General features: G+C 61.5%; 11 protein-coding genes and 5 pseudogenes. All 16 read right to left on the bottom strand.

Features of this window, described 5'->3' with window-relative positions; all coding sequences use genetic code 11:
* Window positions 1-68 precede the first annotated feature (68 nt).
* A complete protein-coding gene (locus ACZZZP_RS07610; RefSeq protein WP_463536420.1) occupies window positions 69-287 on the bottom strand; it encodes a hypothetical protein in 219 nt (72 codons plus the stop codon).
* Window positions 288-424: 137 nt separating this feature from the next.
* A complete protein-coding gene (locus ACZZZP_RS07605) occupies window positions 425-1,129 on the bottom strand; it encodes a hypothetical protein (RefSeq protein WP_463536419.1) in 705 nt (234 codons plus the stop codon).
* A gap of 228 nt (window positions 1,130-1,357) precedes the next feature.
* Window positions 1,358-1,927, bottom strand: coding sequence for a hypothetical protein (locus tag ACZZZP_RS07600; protein ID WP_463536418.1), 570 nt, complete (start codon window positions 1,925-1,927; stop codon window positions 1,358-1,360).
* Window positions 1,917-2,693, bottom strand: coding sequence for a hypothetical protein (locus tag ACZZZP_RS07595; protein ID WP_463536417.1), 777 nt, complete (start codon window positions 2,691-2,693; stop codon window positions 1,917-1,919). Before ACZZZP_RS07595 ends, ACZZZP_RS07600 begins: the two co-directional genes overlap by 11 nt.
* Window positions 2,671-2,889, bottom strand: coding sequence for an ESPR domain-containing protein (locus tag ACZZZP_RS07590; protein ID WP_463536416.1), 219 nt, complete (start codon window positions 2,887-2,889; stop codon window positions 2,671-2,673). Before ACZZZP_RS07590 ends, ACZZZP_RS07595 begins: the two co-directional genes overlap by 23 nt.
* Before the next feature lie 174 nt (window positions 2,890-3,063).
* A pseudogene (locus ACZZZP_RS07585) lies at window positions 3,064-4,354 on the bottom strand (NAD(P)/FAD-dependent oxidoreductase).
* A gap of 132 nt (window positions 4,355-4,486) precedes the next feature.
* Window positions 4,487-5,881, bottom strand: a pseudogene (locus ACZZZP_RS07580) (glutamine synthetase family protein).
* A 756-nt stretch (window positions 5,882-6,637) separates the two neighbouring features.
* Window positions 6,638-8,454 (bottom strand): annotated as a pseudogene (locus ACZZZP_RS07575) (monovalent cation:proton antiporter-2 (CPA2) family protein).
* A 95-nt stretch (window positions 8,455-8,549) separates the two neighbouring features.
* Window positions 8,550-9,245: a response regulator gene (locus ACZZZP_RS07570; RefSeq protein WP_463382310.1), complete on the bottom strand. Its 696-nt coding sequence runs from the start codon at window positions 9,243-9,245 to the stop codon at window positions 8,550-8,552.
* Window positions 9,242-9,806, bottom strand: a pseudogene (locus tag ACZZZP_RS07565) (sensor histidine kinase). Before ACZZZP_RS07565 ends, ACZZZP_RS07570 begins: the two are co-directional and overlap by 4 nt.
* Window positions 9,721-10,419 (bottom strand): histidine kinase dimerization/phospho-acceptor domain-containing protein, encoded by a 699-nt coding sequence (locus tag ACZZZP_RS07560; protein WP_463536415.1) that lies wholly within the window; start codon window positions 10,417-10,419, stop codon window positions 9,721-9,723. Before ACZZZP_RS07560 ends, ACZZZP_RS07565 begins: the two are co-directional and overlap by 86 nt.
* A complete protein-coding gene (locus ACZZZP_RS07555) occupies window positions 10,403-11,890 on the bottom strand; it encodes a sensor histidine kinase (RefSeq protein WP_463536414.1) in 1,488 nt (495 codons plus the stop codon). The genes ACZZZP_RS07560 and ACZZZP_RS07555 overlap by 17 nt, the downstream gene beginning before the upstream one ends.
* Window positions 11,891-12,628: 738 nt before the next feature.
* A pseudogene (kdpC, locus tag ACZZZP_RS07550) lies at window positions 12,629-13,181 on the bottom strand (potassium-transporting ATPase subunit KdpC).
* A 23-nt stretch (window positions 13,182-13,204) separates the two neighbouring features.
* Window positions 13,205-15,250: a potassium-transporting ATPase subunit KdpB gene (gene kdpB / locus ACZZZP_RS07545; protein WP_463536413.1), complete on the bottom strand. Its 2,046-nt coding sequence runs from the start codon at window positions 15,248-15,250 to the stop codon at window positions 13,205-13,207.
* A gap of 12 nt (window positions 15,251-15,262) precedes the next feature.
* Entirely contained in the window at window positions 15,263-16,960 is a 1,698-nt protein-coding gene (gene kdpA / locus ACZZZP_RS07540) for a potassium-transporting ATPase subunit KdpA (protein ID WP_463382306.1), read from the bottom strand.
* A 10-nt stretch (window positions 16,961-16,970) separates the two neighbouring features.
* Window positions 16,971-17,060 carry a K(+)-transporting ATPase subunit F gene (gene kdpF / locus ACZZZP_RS07535; protein WP_108097287.1) on the bottom strand — a complete coding sequence of 30 codons (90 nt, stop codon included), beginning with the start codon at window positions 17,058-17,060 and terminating at the stop codon, window positions 16,971-16,973.
* Window positions 17,061-17,472 lie beyond the last annotated feature (412 nt).

The following is a 17,472-nucleotide window of genomic DNA, read 5'->3' as shown; positions in this document are numbered from 1 at the left end:
ACTGTGCGCTCATGCCCATTCGGCTACGTGCCGATCCGCGGGTTTGCCCCGCGGGCCGGCACTACGCGCTATTCCACTCCCGACTCGGTGCCGCTTTCGTCCGAGGGTTCGGACTCTTCCACAAGGATCGGATGTTGCGGCCAGCCCCTGTAGTCATAGGCTTCGCCATAGTCATACAACAAGGGCTCACCCGCCGAAATGGGGCGTTCAGCCAACAGATAAACCAACTTGCTTCCCAGCAACATGACCGTCAAATTGTTCTGCGCAGGATCGTCACCTTTATTCACCAAGCTAGACACATTGCCAACGCCATCACCAAACGCGCTGATCAGGCTATTTCCGCTCTTTTGTACCGAACGTATAGCTGGTGAAGTTCATGCCTAACTTCTCCCACTCCGCCTTAATGGCATCACCGGTCAGCAACTTACCGGCGTAGGGGGCCAATACGGTAAAGCGCGGAATATCGCGAGCTGCTTTTACGCCCTCGTCCAATTCCTGGAACGTCTTCAACTTCCATCCAACTTTCCATATAGCGTGCCCGCTCTTCACCAGAAATGGTCGCCAACCAACGGGCTTTTCCCCCCAGGTCATCTTTATGCGCTTTTTTACTTACACGAACATTGCCTTCGCCGGCCAGCTTAGCTTGTTCCTCTATTACGCTTTTTGTGTAGCCGCCAAATGTTAACTTCATGCGATCAAGCAATTCCTGCAGGCTGCTGCTCTGCTTGCTTTTTTGTGAAGGCTGCAAGGCAGCCAGCAAAATATCGTCGCCCTTTTCGCTCTGTAATATGGGCACGGCATTGTCGATTTGGTGGCGCAGGACGGGTACTTCCGCTTTGACCGGCGCATCGGTAACCAGCGGCGTGGAAGTATCCTCCAAGGTTGGACCCGGCGAAGTTGCTGGTTCGGGCTTTACCCACTGTTTGAAAAAGTCTTCCGACGCGTCCATCCCGATTATTTCGGGGCTTTGTACAGGAGAAGCAGCAATTGACGGCGCAGCACTATCAATAATCAGGTTGCTGTTACTGTCATCACTAGCAGGGTCAAGGCTAATTACCGGAGGCGCGTGGAGGTCAACAAATCCATCAGCAGTTGAATCGTTAATAGGTATTGGCTTTTCAGCTCGCACCGGGTTCGCATCCAAGAGCGGCCCTGGAGAACGTGTTGGCGGAAGGAAGAGGCGCCGTCTCAGCCGCAAGCGACCCAACACCTTGGTGTGCTGCAGCTTGCGCATTGTCACTACTACTATTTGCCTGCGCGTTGACGTGAGGAGCGCCATCCCTCGCACCCTCAAGCGTTCGAAGGTAACCGTCAGATAACGGCAATAGGTCCGGCCGCCGTGCTGCTAGCTGCGTCATCACTTTATCGTGAGCCGCGAGGAGCCTTGCTTCCACTCACCTGAAGAGGTGATCCATCTGCTCAAAGAAGGTCGGGGCAGGCATTTTTCGCGACAGTAACTGACCAGGGACTGCGCTGCATTCTCTTCAAACGATAAGCTGCGATATCGCATCGCCTCGAAATACATTCCGGTTCCATCCAACGCGTTTTTGACGGGTCTATAAAAGTTAGCGAAGTGAGTTTTCAAACTAAGATCGCCCTGCATGGCGCGTTGCAGCACCGCTTCATAATTAAAAACGTCAGGCGACTGCTCCAGCGCTTTATCAAAAACCGCACGCAGTTTTGTTCTGATTGGCCAGTTGCCGTCATGGGATGAATCAACCTGGGGAATATGTGTGGCAACGGCAAAACCCGGCAGTAACTCCGGCCGCCTATCAACGATTTGTTGCGCAATTTTTTGATGCGCTTCGAGCGTACCAATTTTCCATTTTTTCGCCGCGCTAATCCACCTAGTCACGGACGACGTTGGCTGACCCTTCAACTTCGCATATTCAGTAATATTCTTTAACAGAGGATCATCATCCGCCAAGTAAAAAAATTGCTGCGCCGCTAAATAGGGCGCCTTTGCCCGCTAGTGCAGTCGTCAAGGTCCCTTGATAGATCATTGCCAATGCCGGTCCATTAGCCAGATTACTTGCAGCCAACTCTTTAGCCAAACTGCCAGTGTCAACTACATCTGGCGCTTGCAACACCCACTTATCGAAAGCCTTACGGTTTTCCTTGACCTTCGCCTCACGTAATTGAAGGGAAGTTGGGCCGAGCGCCTGGTTTTCTGAGTTACCGACTTCCACAATGCGCGTTGACGTTTCCATGCCTGATACAAACGAGGATTTTTCAGGCAGGCTCTTTCGTTGTTTCATATGGTCGTTTATCAGTGCAGTGTTATTACCTTGCGTGCCAGCCACTGATTTAAAATTTGAATCCGGCGAATTCTTCAACAGATCCATAAACGTGCTTAAGTGCAATATCGGGCCAACCGCCTGGCCATAGTTTCTAATTTCTTCGCTCCATGTTTTTTGTTTAAAGTGCGGATCGACCGGTAATGTTCTATATGATTGCTCCGCCACGGGCAGTGCATCTATCGTTCCTCTCGGCCCGACAATTCTCTCTGACGATGCAGTCGCGAAGGTCGTGGTTGCCTGTGCGGTATCGCCCTGATGCACAGACTCCGCAGGGTGGCCGAGGTGCAATCTTGCGAAGTTTTGAAAGCGAGGTTGCGATTGCTGTTTCGTTTGGCGATGTCGATCACCGGCACCCCATTGGCAGCACTCGTCATGCTGGTGTTCCGGCAACATTTCGATCCAGCACAATCTCGGCAGCAGCCCAGCCGGGAGCACCGGCGAGGAGGGGCAAGGGGACAGCATCAAGGTTGGACGTCGGAGTTTGGTTGGTTGCGCGCCAGCTTTTGCGCTGGGCGGTGGCGATTTCGGCGACAGGAATTAAAAAGCCCAGCGTCTTGCTGAAGATAAGGCGAAAGCAGTGCTTGTTCATGGCCGATCCCTTTTTTTATTAGGTACCGGCCCATCCTAAGAACCACTCCACCACCCCCCCCCCCCCCCCCCCCCCCCTTCCAGCAGGACCACTCGGAAGAAGCGCAGCCCGAACGCCCTTAAGTGGCAACCACATCATCAATCGCGTGTAGGAAGCCGCTGCGCCCGAGCGGTATTACCGTAACCGTTCAAGCATCTGGTAGTACCACATGCCGACCGCCAGCATTTGATTGCCCACCCAATCGCCAAACGGCAGGCGGATATGACTGACGCCGGCAAAGGTGTCGAATTTTTCCAGGGAACCGGTCACCGCGTTGGCCATGATTTCGCCGACGATATGTGTCGTCGCCACGCCGTGCCCCGAGTAGCCCTGCGCATACCAGACGTTTTTCGACAGCTTGCCGAGCTGCGGAATGCGGTTGATGACGATGCCCATCATGCCGCTCCACTGGAAGTCGACTTTCACCCCTTTCAAACGCGGGAACGTGTGTTCGATGGCCGGGCGCAATTCACCGGCAATGTCGCGTGAGTCGCGGCCGGAGTAGTTGGCACCGCCGCCGAACAGCAGGCGTTTATCGGCAGTCATGCGGTAGTAATCGAGCACGAAGCGGCAGTCGTAAACCGCCAGGTCTTGCGGGTTGAGCTTGGCGGCCACCTCTTCGCCCAGCGGCTCGGTGACGACGATGCCGCCGGAGGCCGGGAAGATCATGCCGGCCATCTTGCGTTTTTCCAGCTTGTAGTAGGCGTTGCCGGCGAGGATTACCGAGTTGGCGACGACGCGGCCGTGCTCAGTGACCACCACGGGCACCTCGCCGTGAAGGATGTCGACCACGGGGGAGTTTTCGAACACCACGGCGCCAAGACTTTCAGCCGCTCGCACTTCTCCCAGGCACAGGTTCAGCGAGTGCACGTGCATGTTGCGGCGGTTGTGCAACGCGCCGTGGTAGATGTTGGTTTCCAGCAGGCTGGGCATCTCGGCGGCGCTGACCATCCGCACGTCATCGCCCATGCCCCGGCGTACGGCTTCGTCGTAGTTGGCGCGCAGGGCGTCCATGTGGCTGGGTTTGTAGGCGGCGTGCAAGTGGCCGTGTTTGAGGTCGCACTGGATGTTGTACTTCTCGACGCGCTTTTTGATGATTTCGTGGCCGCGCCAGCGCAGGTTCCAGATGAAGTCATCGACGTCATCGCCGAGCTTGGCGCGCATCTGTTTGCGCATCGCTTCATCGCCCGACAGGCTGCCGGTCACTTGCCCGCCGTTGCGCCCGGTGGCGCCCCAGCCGATTTTTTTCGCTTCGATAATCGCCACTTTCAGGCCGCGCTCGGCCAGTTCCAGCGCCGTGGAAACACCGGTGAAACCGCCGCCGATAATGGCAACGTCCACGCGCACTTCGCCTTCCAGGCGCGGGTAATTGGTTTCTTCGTTGAGCGTGGCGGTGTGCGTAGGAATTGCTGCGTTGCGAAGTCATAACGTCATCCAGATCGCTCGGCCGTTGCGCGTTCCTGTAGGGACCAGCTCGCTCGCGAAGCAGTTGATTGAAGTGCTTCGCCAGAGAGCTGGCTGCTGCGAGGGTCGGCGTCGGCTCGATGGTAAAAATTAATCAGGCCTGTTGCAGGTACCAGCGCCAGTCTTGCTCGCCCACTTCGCCCATGAATTGGCGGTATTCGGCGTTCTTTACGGCCAGGTAAACGCGCAAGAAGTCTTCGCCCAGCGCGTCTCGCGCCCAAGCGGATTTCTCCAGGGCGCGCAGGGTGGTCAGCCAGTCGGTGGGCAGCACGTCGGTGGCTTGGGCGTAGCCGTTGCCTTCAATGGGCGCGCCGGGATCGAGCTGTTCGCGAATGCCGCGATGGATGCCGGCCAGAATCGCCGCCGCTGCCAGATACGGGTTGGCGTCGGCGCCGCAAATACGGTGTTCGATGTGTCGGCTATTGGCCGGACCGCCGCTTGCACACGCAGGCTGACGGTGCGGTTATCCACGCCCCAGGTCGGCGCCAGCGGCGCGTAGCTGTTGGCCTGGAAACGGCGATAGGAGTTGGCGTTCGGGCAGAAAAACAGCAGCGAGTCGAGCAACGTCGACAGCATGCCGGCCACCGCCTGTTTCAGCAGCGGCGTGCCGTCCGGCGCTTCGCTGGCGAACAGGTTGTTGCCGTGCTTATCAGCAATGCTGACGTGCATATGCATACCCGTGCCGGCGATATGGTCGAAGGGTTTGGCCATAAAGCAGGCGGTCATGCTGTCGTTTGTGCGCAGCACGCCTTTACGTCCAGCCGTTTTGTAGTACACCCGCTTCGTCCATGGCTTGCAGGGCGTCGGTGCGGGTGTTCCAGGGTGATTTCCACCTGGCCTGGGGCGTATTCGGATATCACCAGATTCGCGCCGGGATGCCTTGCGCTTTGCAGGCGGCGTACAGGTCGGCGAGGAACGGTTCGATCTGCTCCAACTCACAGCCAAATGCCGTACACCTGCGTGCTGTAGAGACCGACCACCATCGGCATCCAGCGCGGGCTGCGGACGGCACTGGGCGTCGCGTTTCTGGTCGAGCAGGTAGAACTCCCGCTCGGCCGCCATGACCGGGTAATAGCCGTCGGCTTGCAGCTCGTTGATCACTTTCTCCAGCAAGCGGCGCGGGTCAGTCACTGCTGCCGGCATGCCCTGCTCGCTGTGCCATCACTCACCTGCACGGCGGCGTTCGGCATCAGGCGCCATGGCAAGCGCGTCAAGGCTGCCGGCCACCAGGTAGGCGCGGCAATCGATATCGCCCACGTCCCAGACCAGCCCGGAGTTTTCCACGTCATCGCCATTGTCCTCCAGGCCCAGAATGGTGCTGGGCAGCGGCCGGCCGGTTTCGTACACGGCCATCAACTCGTCGCGAGTGCAACAACTTGCCGCGCGGCACGCCGTTGTTGTCGATGATGAACAGCTCGAACATCTCGATATCGGGGTTCTGTTGCAGAAACGTTTGGGCTTCTTGCGGATCGGCAAACTCATGGGGCATTCTCTTTGATTAGCACCCAGCGCCACGGCGTTGGGCAATCAGCCAGGCGCGGGCAAACCGCCACTTCTGTTGGCGTTCGGCTGGGCGCTGGCGATACAGGAAACGTGCGCGGGGCACGTAGCGGGCTAAGGCCCGATCAGAGAGAGCGGCGTCTGGCGGACGGGCATGGCGGCAGTGCCACAAGGCCCAGAATGCCAGTTCGATGGGAGAGCGAAGTGCTCAAAAGAAGGCTCTGTAAACAGATGCTTGGAGAGTCACATAAGGGGGATGGGGGGTTAAATTCAAATCTGAGTATGTTTAGTTTTGGGGTGGGGTAAACATTCGACGAAGATGCGGGTGGGGTGATTAGGAATTTAGGGCTGGGGAGTAACGGGGGCTGATCCGAAATTCTGGATTCGAATTGTCGGACCACCACCTTCGCGGGAATGACGGATGGTTTAGTTCGGTTTCGTACTCCTGGCGACACGTGCGGCCAAGCACAGCTATCACTCAACCCACCGTCATCCTCGCGAACGCGGGGATCAAGTATCTGTCAGGGAAATGCAATTCTTCCGAAATACTGGATTCCCGCGTTCGCCAGAATGACGGATGTTTAGTTCGGTTTTTTTCGTACTCTTGGCGACACGTGCTGCCAAGCACAGCTATCACTCAACCCACCGTCATCCCCGCGCAGGCGGCGGTCCGACGATTCGGGATCCAGTATCTGTCAGGGAAATGCAATTCTTCCGAAGTTCTGCATTCCGAATCGCACCGTCACTACGACAAATCCCCCCGCACCGCGCGCTCTTCCACCAAATCCGCTTCAAACAGATTCTCCAGTTCCGCCCGCGCCTCGCGCGCTGTCTGGTTCACTTTGGCCGCGTCGTTGTAAACCAAGTGCTGTTGGCGCACCTCTTCATCGTGGCGTTGGAAGCGGCGGATGCGGGCTTCGGCTTGTTCGTTGGTCAGCCCCAGTTGCAGCAAAATCAAGCGGCCCATTTCCAGGCTGGAGTGAAAGGTTTCGCGCACGGCGGTGGCTTCCAGGTCGACCAAGTGGTGCACATGCTGGCGGTTGCGGGCGCGGGCGATGACTTTCAGGTGTGGGTACAACTTGCGCACCAGGCGCGCGGTTTCGATGTTGGTTTCCGGGTCGTCGGTGGCGACGATAAACAGCTCAGCCTTGTCGACATGGGCGGCATGCAGAATTTCCAGGCGCAGCGGGTCGCCATAGAAGATCGACATACTGCCGAGGCTGCGCGCTGGTATTCGACGCTTTCCACCGAGGTGTCCAGCGCCACGAATCTAACGCGCTGGGCGCGCAGTACGCGGGCGATGATCTGGCCCATGCGGCCCATGCCGGCGATGACCACGCGCGGGGCGTCGGCGTCGAACTGGCTGTATTCCTCCGGCGCTTCGCGTTCGGGTACCGGCTGCGGTTTGCACAGCGCGGCGATGGCCAGCAGCAACAGCGGCGTTATAGCCATCGACAGCGTGATCGACAGCACCACTAGCCCCAGCAAGCGGTCGCTGAACAGGCCGTTCTGGTGCGCCATGTTGAACACCACAAAGGCGAACTCGCCGCCCGCCGCCAACTACCACGGCCAACGACAGCGCGGCGCGCCGGTCCAGCTCGCCCAGCCAGCGGCCAAGGGCGAACAGCAGCGGCAACTTGGCGCAATCAGAATCGCGGTGAAGCCCAGCACCACCCAGGGTTCGCGCATCATCAGGGCGAAGTCGGCGGTCATGCCCACGCTCATAAAGAACAGGCCGAGCAGCAAGCCTTTGAACGGTTCGATCTGCGCTTCCAGTTCGTGGCGGTATTCGGAGTCAGCCAGCAGCAGGCCGGCGAGAAAGGCGCCGAGCGCCATGGAAATACCCGCCAGCTCCATCAGCCAGGCGGTGCCCAGAACCACCAGCAGCGCCGTGGCGGTGGACACTTCGCGCAGGCCGGTTTTTGCCACTACGCGGAACACTGGGCGCAGCAGGTAGCGGCCGCCGACCACGACGATGGCGATGCTGATGATGATTTTCGCGAGCTGGCTGATTTCATCGCCAGACGACGTGCCATGGGCATTGCCAAGCATTGGAATCAGGGCAATCAGTGGAATGGCGGCGATGTCTTGAAACAGCAGAATGGCGAATGCCAGGCGACCGTGGGGTTTGTTCAGTTCCTTGCGCTCGGCAAGGATTTGCAGCCCGAACGCGGTGGAGGACAAGGCCAGGCCCAAGCCGAGAATTACCGCGCTGTTCCAGGCTTGATCGAAAAATGCATAGGCGATGCCGCCGATTAACAAAGCGCTGCACACCACTTGCGCCATGCCGACACCAAACACCGATTTGCGCATCACCCACAGCCGACGTGGCGACAGTTCGAGGCCGATGATAAACAGCAGCAACACCACCCCGAGTTCGGAAATTTGCGCAACGCTTTGCGGCTGGCCAATCAGCCCCAATACCGACGGGCCGATCAGCACACCGGCAAGCAGGTAGCCCAACACCGAGCCCAATTGCAGGCGCTTGGCCAATGGCACCACCAACACTGCGGCCAGGAGGAACACCACCCCTGACTGCAGAAAACTATCGCCGTGCTCCACGCCTTTGCTCCCCATTTGCTGATCGGCCATTGGCCGGGAGCAGGGATTATCGGCAAAAAACACCGCAGGTGCACGGCGACTAATGGCCGCTTGCGTCAGGACGAGGTGTTGAGGCGATAGCCAACGCCCGCTTCGGTGCTGATAAAGCGCGGGTTGGCCGGGTCGTCGGCGAGTTTTTGGCGCAAATGGCCAACGACCACGCGCAGGTAGTGAGTGTCTTCAGTGTGGGTCGGACCCCAGATGTCTTTGAGCAGTTGCTGCTGGGTGACCACGCGACCGATGTGCTGCGCCAGTTGCGCCAGCACCGCATATTCCTTGCGCGTCAGGTTGATGTCCTGGCCGTCCAGGGTGACGCGACGGTAGGCGAAGTCGACGGTCAACGGGCCGACGCTGACCGAGGCTTGCGGGGCGTCGCCGGCTTGAGCGTGGCGCAACAAGGCGCGCACACGGGCAAGAAATTCCTGAATGCCGAACGGTTTGGTCACGTAGTCGTTGGCGCCACTATCCAGCGCCTTGACCTTTTCGCCCTCGCCGGCGCGCACCGACAGCACCAGCACCGGCACCTGCGACCACTCGCGCACCTCGCTGAGCACCTGCTGGCCGTCCATGTCCGGCAGGCCGAGGTCGAGCACCAGCAAATCCGGCTTGGCCAATGCCGCCTGTGCCAGGCCTTCGGTGCCGGTGGCGGCTTCGATCACTTTGTAGCCCTGCGCGGCGAGGCTGATGCGCAGGAATTTGCGAATCTGCGGCTCGTCGTCGATAAGCAGAATGGTGCTGGGGTTGCTGGTCATAGGAGGTCGTTATCGGCAGACGGTTGCGGGTGCAGCGGCAAGTGTAGGGTCAAGCTGGCGCCGCGCCCATCCAGACCGTCGCCGACCGTCACGCGGCCGCCATGGGCGCCGAGCATGCCTTGGCAAATGGCCAGGCCCAAACCGGTGCCCTGCCCGCCCCGGTCGCCTCGGGCGGCGGGTGTAGAACATGTCGAAAATCTTCGCCCGCTCGGCCTCGGGGAATACCCGGCCCTGATCGCTGACGCTGATGCGCAGCTCGCTGGCATCGCTGCTCACCGCCACGCGCAAGCGACCGTGGGCCGGCGAAAAGCGTGCGGCGTTTTCCAGCACGTTGATCAGCGCCTGTTCAATCAGCGCCGCGTGCACCCACAGCAGTGGCAGTTCGGCCGGCACTTCCGTTTCCACTTGCAACGGCGCCAGCAGCGGGCGCAGGCGTTGCAGGGCGCTGGCGACGATATCCACCGGCGCTACCCAATCACGCGCCAACTTCAGGCTGCCGTAGCCGAGGCGTGTCCATGTCGAGCAGGTTCTGGATATAGCGGTCCGGGCGCTCGGCTTCATCGCGGGTACTTTCCGGCAGTTCGATGCGATCGCTGTGGGGCAACTGGCCGTCCAGGGTCAGCAAACTGTCGATGGCGCCGCGCATGGCCGTCAGCGGCGTGCGCAGGTCGTGGGACACCGAGGCCAGCAAGGCGCTGCGCAATTGTTCGGTTTCGCCGTGCAGGCGCGCGGCCTCCAAGTCTTGCGCCAGTTGTGCGCGGGCCAGGGCCTGCCCCAGCGGCTGACCCAGGGCGCTGAGCAAACGCCGGCGTTCCATGGCCAGTGGTTGCTGGTCTTTGGGGCTGACGCCGAGCAACAGCAGCGGCCCGTCTTCGCCCGACAACGGCCACCACCACCAACGCCCACTCGGCAAGGTGTCGGTGCCCAGGCCGGCAGCCTGATCGTGTTGCCACGCCCATTCGGCCGCCATGCGCTCGGCATCGCTGAGCAAGCGCGACACGCCGCCCTCCACTTTCCACATGCCGTCATCGCTGCGCCCGAGCAGGCAGATTTCCACGTCGGTCCAGCTCGCCAGTTGCTGACTCGCCGCCAGCACTACGGCCTGACGGTCGGTGGCGGCGGTGAGCTTGCGCGACAGGTCGAGCAGCGCCGCCGTTTCACTCCTGGGTTTCACGCAGCGCCCGCAATTGTCGACGCTGTCGCGCGGCGAGGTTGCCGGTCAGGGCCGCCATGAGCAGGAAGAACAGCAGCGTCAGCACATCTTCGTGGCGGTGAATGGCCAACGAGAAATGCGGCGGAATAAACAGAAAGTCGTACGCCAGGAACGACAGCACCGCGCTCAGCAAAGCCGGGCCGGAACTGGTGCGCACGGCCACCAGCAACACGGCGGCCAGCAGCACCAAGGAAATATTCGGCAGCGGCAACACCTGCGCCACCGCCCACGCCACCAGCGTCGCCACGGCGGTAGCGGCCACGGCCAGCAGATAATCGCCGCGTTGCAACGGATGACGCGGCCGCAACGTACGCGTGCGTGGCACGGCGTCGCTATCGAGCACGCTGATTTCCAGGCCGTCGCCATGGCGCAACAAGCGCTGCGCGACGCCGGCACCGAGCCAGCGCTGACGGCTGCGGCCCACCAGAATCAGACCGGCGCGGCGCTCGGCGGCATGTTGAATCAGGGTTTTCGCCACCTCGCCGGCCCGCAGGCTGACCACTTCGCCGCCCAGGCGCTCGGCCAGTTGCTGCGCAGCCTGCAACCGCGCACGGGCCTGTTCGTCACGGGCGGCGCCGGTGTCGACATGCACCAGGCTCCAGGGCAAATGCCGACGCTCGGCCACCCGGCAGGCATGGCGCACCAAGCGCTCGGCCTGGGCGTCGGCATCAATGCCCACCAGCAACCGACCGCGCACCGCTGGCGCTTCTTGGCCGAGCTGGCGATAGCCCTGATTAAGGTCGGCATCCACCCGCGCGGCGGCGGTTTGCATCGCCAACTCACGCAGTGCGGTGAGGTTGGTCTGGCTGAAAAACGCATCAATGGCCGCACGCGCCTGCTCGGGCACGTACACCTTGCCGTCGCGCAGACGCTCCAGCAGCTCGCGCGGCGGCAGGTCGATCAACAGCAATTCGTAGGCTTCTTGCAGTACCCAGTCGGGCACGGTTTCGCGTACGTGCACGCCGGTGATGGACTGCACCTGGTCGTTCAGGCTTTCGATGTGCTGCACGTTGACGGTGGTGTACACGTCGATGCCGGCGGCGAGCAGGTCTTGCACATCCTGCCAGCGCTTGGCGTGGCGGCTGCCGGGGGCGTTGGTGTGGGCGAGTTCGTCGACCAGCACCAGTTTTGGCGGTTTTGCCAGCAGGCCGTCGAGGTCCAGTTCGGTGAGCTGCATGCCGCGGTAATCGAGGCGTTTTAACGGCTGTTGCGGCAGGCCCACCAGCAGGGCTTCGGTTTCTGCGCGGGAATGGGTTTCCACCACGCCGGCACGCAGGTCCACGCCCTGACGCAACTGGGCCTGGGCGGCCTGGAGCATGGCGTAGGTTTTGCCGACGCCGGGGGCGGCACCGAGAAATACCTTCAGGCGGCCTCGGCCGTTGGCGCTGTTGACCGCTGCCAGGAGGGCGTCGGCGCGTTCGCTGTTGCTCATGGGGCTCCGTTGGGTGGGATGTTGCGGTTATTTGAAGAACAATCTTTTTTCACTCTTTTGCGCGTGCGGGGATGACGGTGTATGTATGAAAAACCTCCGTCATCCTCGCGCACGCGGGGATCCAGAATGTTGCGACGTACACCGATCTATCCGAAAGCCTGGATCCCCGCGTTCGCGAGGATGACGGAGAAAGTATGAAAGACCTCCGTCATTCCCCGGCGCAGACGGCGGTCCGACGATTCGGAATCCAGAGTGTTGCGACTTACACCGATCCTTCCAAAACTCTGGATCCCCGCCTGCGCGGGGATGACGGAGGTTTTTATATAGATTCGTGTAGGAATACTTCGCCTTATGCCCCTCGCACCGTCATCCTCGCGCACGCGGGGATCCAGAATGTTGCGACTGACACCGTTCCATCCGAAAGCCTGGATCCCGAATTGTCGGACCACCGCCTTCGCGAGGAGGACGGAGAACGTATGAAAAACCTCCGTCATTCCCGCGCAGGCGGGAATCCAGAATGTTGCGACGTACACCGATCTATCCGAAAGCCTGGATCCCCGCGTTCGCGAGGATGACGGAGAACGTATGAAAAACCTCCGTCGTTCCCGCGAAGGCGGCGGTCCGACGATTCGGGATCCAGAATGCTGCGACTGACACCGTTCCATCCGAAAGCCTGGATCCAGAATCTCGCGCCTTACACCGCTCCATCCCAAACCCTCACCCCCGCGCACCCTACGTCTATTCCCCCTCCCCAGCCAGCGCCCTATTCAACGCCAACACATTCACCACCGCCGGCCCAATCAGCGGCCGGCTAACGTTCTGTTCAATCAACCGCTCCAGCGCCTTGCCATCGATATTCCTCGCCGCCGCAATTCGCGCGATCTGGTACTGCGCCGCCGCCACCGGCAGGTCCGGGTCCAGGCCGCTGGCGGAGGTGGTGACCAGCGCCATGGGCACGGCGCCCTGCCCGGCCACGGCGAGTTTTTCGCTGTCGCCGGTTATTCTGCTCGCGCAGCGCCGGATTGCTGGGGGCCAGGTTGCTGGCGCCGCTGGAGACGGTGGCAAAGCTACCGGCCGAAGGGCGCGATTGGAACCACTGCGCGCCGTCGAATGGCTGGGCGATCAGGCTGGAGCCGCGCAGGCGGCCCTGGCTGTCGTGAATCAGGCTGCCGTTGGCCTGGTCGGCGAAGGCCAGTTGGGCCACTCCGGTCACTGCCAGCGGATACGCCACGCCGGTGAGTACGGTCATCAAGGCAATCAGACTTACCGCAGGACGCACATAGCTGTTCATTTCGTTTCTCCAAAAACCTGGCTTCACGCCAGGCCGATACTGGTCAGTAACAGGTCGATCAACTTGATGCCCACAAACGGCGCCACCAGCCCGCCAACCCCGTAAATCAGCAGGTTGCGGCGCAGCAGGCTGGCAGCGTCAACGGCTTCCACCCGCACCCCGCGCAGGGCCAGCGGCACCAGGGCGATGATGATCAGGGCGTTGAAGACGATGGCTGAAAGAATCGCGCTCTGCGGGCTCTGCAGGTGCATCACGTTAAGCACGCCCAGTTGCGGATAAATGCTGGTGAACAGCGCCGGCAGAATGGCGAAGTACTTGGCCACGTCGTTGGCGATGGAAAAGGTGGTCAGCGCGCCACGGGTTACCAGCAGTTCCTTGCCCACTTGCACCACGTCCAGCAGCTTGGTCGGGTCGGAGTCGAGGTCCACCAGGTTGGCGGCTTCGCGGGCGGCCTGTGTGCCGTCGTTCATGGCCATGCCGACGTCCGCCTGGGCCAGCGCCGGGGCGTCGTTGGCGCCGTCGCCGCACATGGCGACCATCTTGCCATCGGCCTGCTCGGCACGAATACGCGCCAGTTTTTTCTCCGGTGTGGCTTCGGCAATCACGTCGTCCACCCCCGCTTCGGCGGCGATGGCGGCGGCGGTCAGCGGGTTGTCGCCGGTCACCATCACGGTGCGAATGCCCAGCTGACGCAGCTCGGCAAAGCGTTCGCGAATGCCAGGCTTGACCACGTCTTTCAAATGGATGGCGCCGAGCAGCTTGCCGTCGGCGCACACCAACAACGGCGTGCCGCCGCTTTGGGCGATCTTGTCGATCTCGCGGGACAGCACGGCCGGCATTTCACCGCGCGACATGCCGATAAAGGCCAACAAGGCATCCACGGCACCCTTGCGGTAGATGTGGCCTTCGAAATCCACACCCGACAACCGCGTCTCGGCGCTGAACGGCACGGCATGCACCGCGTCGCGCACCGGCTCGTTCATCGGATGCAGACCGCGCAGGTACTCGACAATCGATTTGCCTTCCGGCGTGTCATCGGCCAGCGAGGCCAGCAACGCGCCTTCAGCCAGGGCTTTGCCGGTGATGCCCGGCGCGGCGTACAGGGCGCTGCAACGGCGGTTACCGAAGGTGATGGTGCCGGTTTTATCCAGCAGCAACACATGCACATCGCCCGCTGCTTCCACGGCGCGACCGGATTTGGCGATCACGTTCAGGCGCACCAGACGGTCCATACCGGCAATGCCGATGGCCGACAACAGCCCGCCAATGGTGGTGGGAATCAGCGTTACCAGCAGCGCTACCAGAAACACCAGCGGCAAGGCGCCACCGGAATAAATGGCGAACGGCTGCAAGGTGACGACCACCAGCAGGAAGATCAGCGTGAGGCCGATCAGCAAGATATCCAGCGCCACTTCGTTAGGGGTTTTCTGCCGTTTGGCGCCTTCCACCAGGGCGATCATGCGGTCCAGCGTGGACTCGCCAGGGTTAACGCTGATGCGCACCAGCAGCCAGTCGGAGACCACGCGGGTGTTGCCGGTGACGGCCGAGCGGTCGCCGCCGGATTCACGAATCACCGGCGCCGATTCGCCGGTAATCGCCGCTTCGTTAACGGCGGCGATGCCTTCGATGACCTCGCCGTCGCCGGGAATCAGTTCGCCGGCTTCAACCCGCACCACTTCGCCTTTGCGCAGCGAGGCAGCCGGCACGGTTTCGAAGGTGCCGTTTTGCAAGCGGCGGCGTGCGGAAAGACCTTGGGTGCCGGCACGCAAACTGTCGGCGCGGGCCTTGCCACGGCCTTCGGCCAGGGCTTCAGCGAAGTTGGCGAACAGCACCGTGAACCACAGCCATACGGCGATTTGCACGGCGATAAAAGTGGGCACCGGCTGGCCCGGCAAGGCGCACAACACGGTGGTGAAAATGGCGGTGAGTTCTACCACCAGCATCACCGGCGAGCGCACCAGTTGGCGTGGGTCGAGTTTGACGAAGGCTTGCACTATCGCCGCCTGCCACTGCTTGCGCGGCGTGGCCGGCGCGCTCGGTACTTGCAAGGGCTGAGTCTTGGCGTTCATGGCGATTCCTAATTAATGACCGAGCAGGCTGAGGTGTTCGGCCACCGGCCCCAGGGCCAATACCGGCAGGAAGGTCAAACCACCCACCAGCAAGATGGTGATGATCAGCAGGCTGACAAACAGCGGGCCGTGCGTGGGGAAACTGTTCTGCCCCACCGGCACCCGGCGCTTGGCCGCCAGGCTGCCGGCAATCGCCAGCACCGGCAGGATGTAGCCGAAGCGCCCGAGCAACATGGCCAGGCTGAGCATCAGGTTGTGGAACGGCGTGTTCGAACTGAAGCCGCCAAACGCCGAGCCGTTGTTGGCCGTGCCGGAGGTGTAGTTGTAAAGAATCTGGCTCAGGCCATGGGCGCCGGGGTTGCTCACCGAGGCGTTGGCAAACGGCAGCACGGCAGTCAGCGCGCCCAGCACCAGCACGCCCAGCGGCATGACCAGCAAGGTCAGCACCAGTAAACGCACTTCGCGGGCTTCGAGTTTCTTGCCGAGGTATTCCGGCGTGCGGCCGACCATCAGGCCGCAGAGGAACACGGCAATCAGCACGAACAGCAACATGCCGTAGAGGCCGGCCCCGACGCCGCCGAAAATCACCTCGCCGACCATCATGTTGAACATCGGCACCATGCCGCCCAGGGCGCTGAAGCTGTCGTGCATCGAGTTCACCGAACCGCTGGACGCCGCCGTGGAGGCCACCGCCCACAGCGCCGAAGCGCCAATGCCGAAGCGGCTTTCCTTGCCTTCCAGCGAGCCGCTTTGCTCGATGTTCAGGCCGGCCAGCGCCGGGTTCGGTTGCAGCTCGCTGTACAGCGTCACGCCAACGCCGAGCACCAGCAGAATCAGCATGCAGGCGAGAATCGCGCGGCTCTGGCGCAGGTCTTTGACGTAGTGGCCGAAGGTGAATACCAGCGCGGCTGGAATCAGCAGAATGGAGGCCATCTCGAACAAGTTGCTCCACACCGTCGGATTCTCGAACGGGTGCGCCGAGTTCACGCCAAAGAAGCCGCCGCCGTTGGTGCCCAGTTGCTTGATCGCAATCTGGCTGGCCGCCGGGCCGAACGGCAGGCTTTGTTCGCCGCCTTGCAGGGTGGTGGCGTCCAGGTAATGGCTGAAGGTTTGCGGCACGCCCTGCCAGACCAGGAAAACCGCCAGGGCGATGCACAACGGCAGCAAGACGTAGAGCGTGCCGCGGGTGAGGTCGACCCAGAAGTTGCCCAGCGTCTGACTGGAACCACGAGAGATGCCACGGCATAGCGCCACCAGCACAGCCAGACCTGTGGCGGCGCTGACAAAGTTCTGCACGCCAAGGCCGACCATCTGACTGAAATAACTCAAGCTGGCTTCGCCGCTGTAGGCCTGCCAGTTGGTGTTGGTGACAAAGCTCACCGCCGTGTTGAACGCCAGCGTCCACTCCAGACCCGGCATATGCTGCGGGTTCAGGGGCAGCACGCCTTGCAGCAGCAAGATGGCGAACAACAACAGCAAGCCGGCCAGGTTGAAGGCCAGCAGCGACAAGGTGTACGTCTTCCAGTCCTGCTCTTGCTTGGCATCCACGCCCGCAACGCGGTAGCCGAAGCGCTCCACCGGCTGCAACACCGGCGAAAGCCAGGTACGCTCGCCCTCCATCACCCGAAAGAAAAAGCGCCCCAACCACGGTGCCGGCAACAGCACCAATGCGAAGAACGCCACCAGCAATAAAACGACATGACTGTCCATTGGCGGCTCCTCAACTACGCCCGGCGCGCAACAGCGCAACCAGCAGGTAAATGAACAGTCCGCTGGCCAACAGCAGGGACAACCCGTCCAGAAGATGCATGGATATTTCTCCGTCATACGGCGACTGCCGCTTAGGGAGGATTGTCCGCAGGGGGGCGTAAAGGGACGAGATGCGAAGGCGGGCTTGGGCGTAAAGAACGCGTAAAAAACGCAACGGCTTTGCTCCCCTCGCCCGCTCGCGGGAGAGGGGCCGGGGGTGAGGGCAAAACAAACGCAACGGCTCTGCACCCCTCGCCCGCCTGCGGGAGAGGGGACGGGGTGAGGGGCAAGACAAACGCAACCGCCCCCCTCACCCCAACCCTCTCCCCGAGGGGCGAGGGAGCTTGATCGGAGACGTTTTCGGATTGTGTGTTGCCCGGCTACGCTTTGGGTTTTGTTTCGCGCCTAACGTAGATTCCGCGCTCTAACCCCCGGCATCCTCGCGCATGCGGGGATCCAGAGTCCTGAGCCGG

The sequence above is a fragment of the Pseudomonas sp. AC211 genome, from assembly GCF_979258055.1.
Note: the sequence above shows the minus strand (reverse complement) of the source record. Positions and strands in the feature narration are given on the sequence as shown.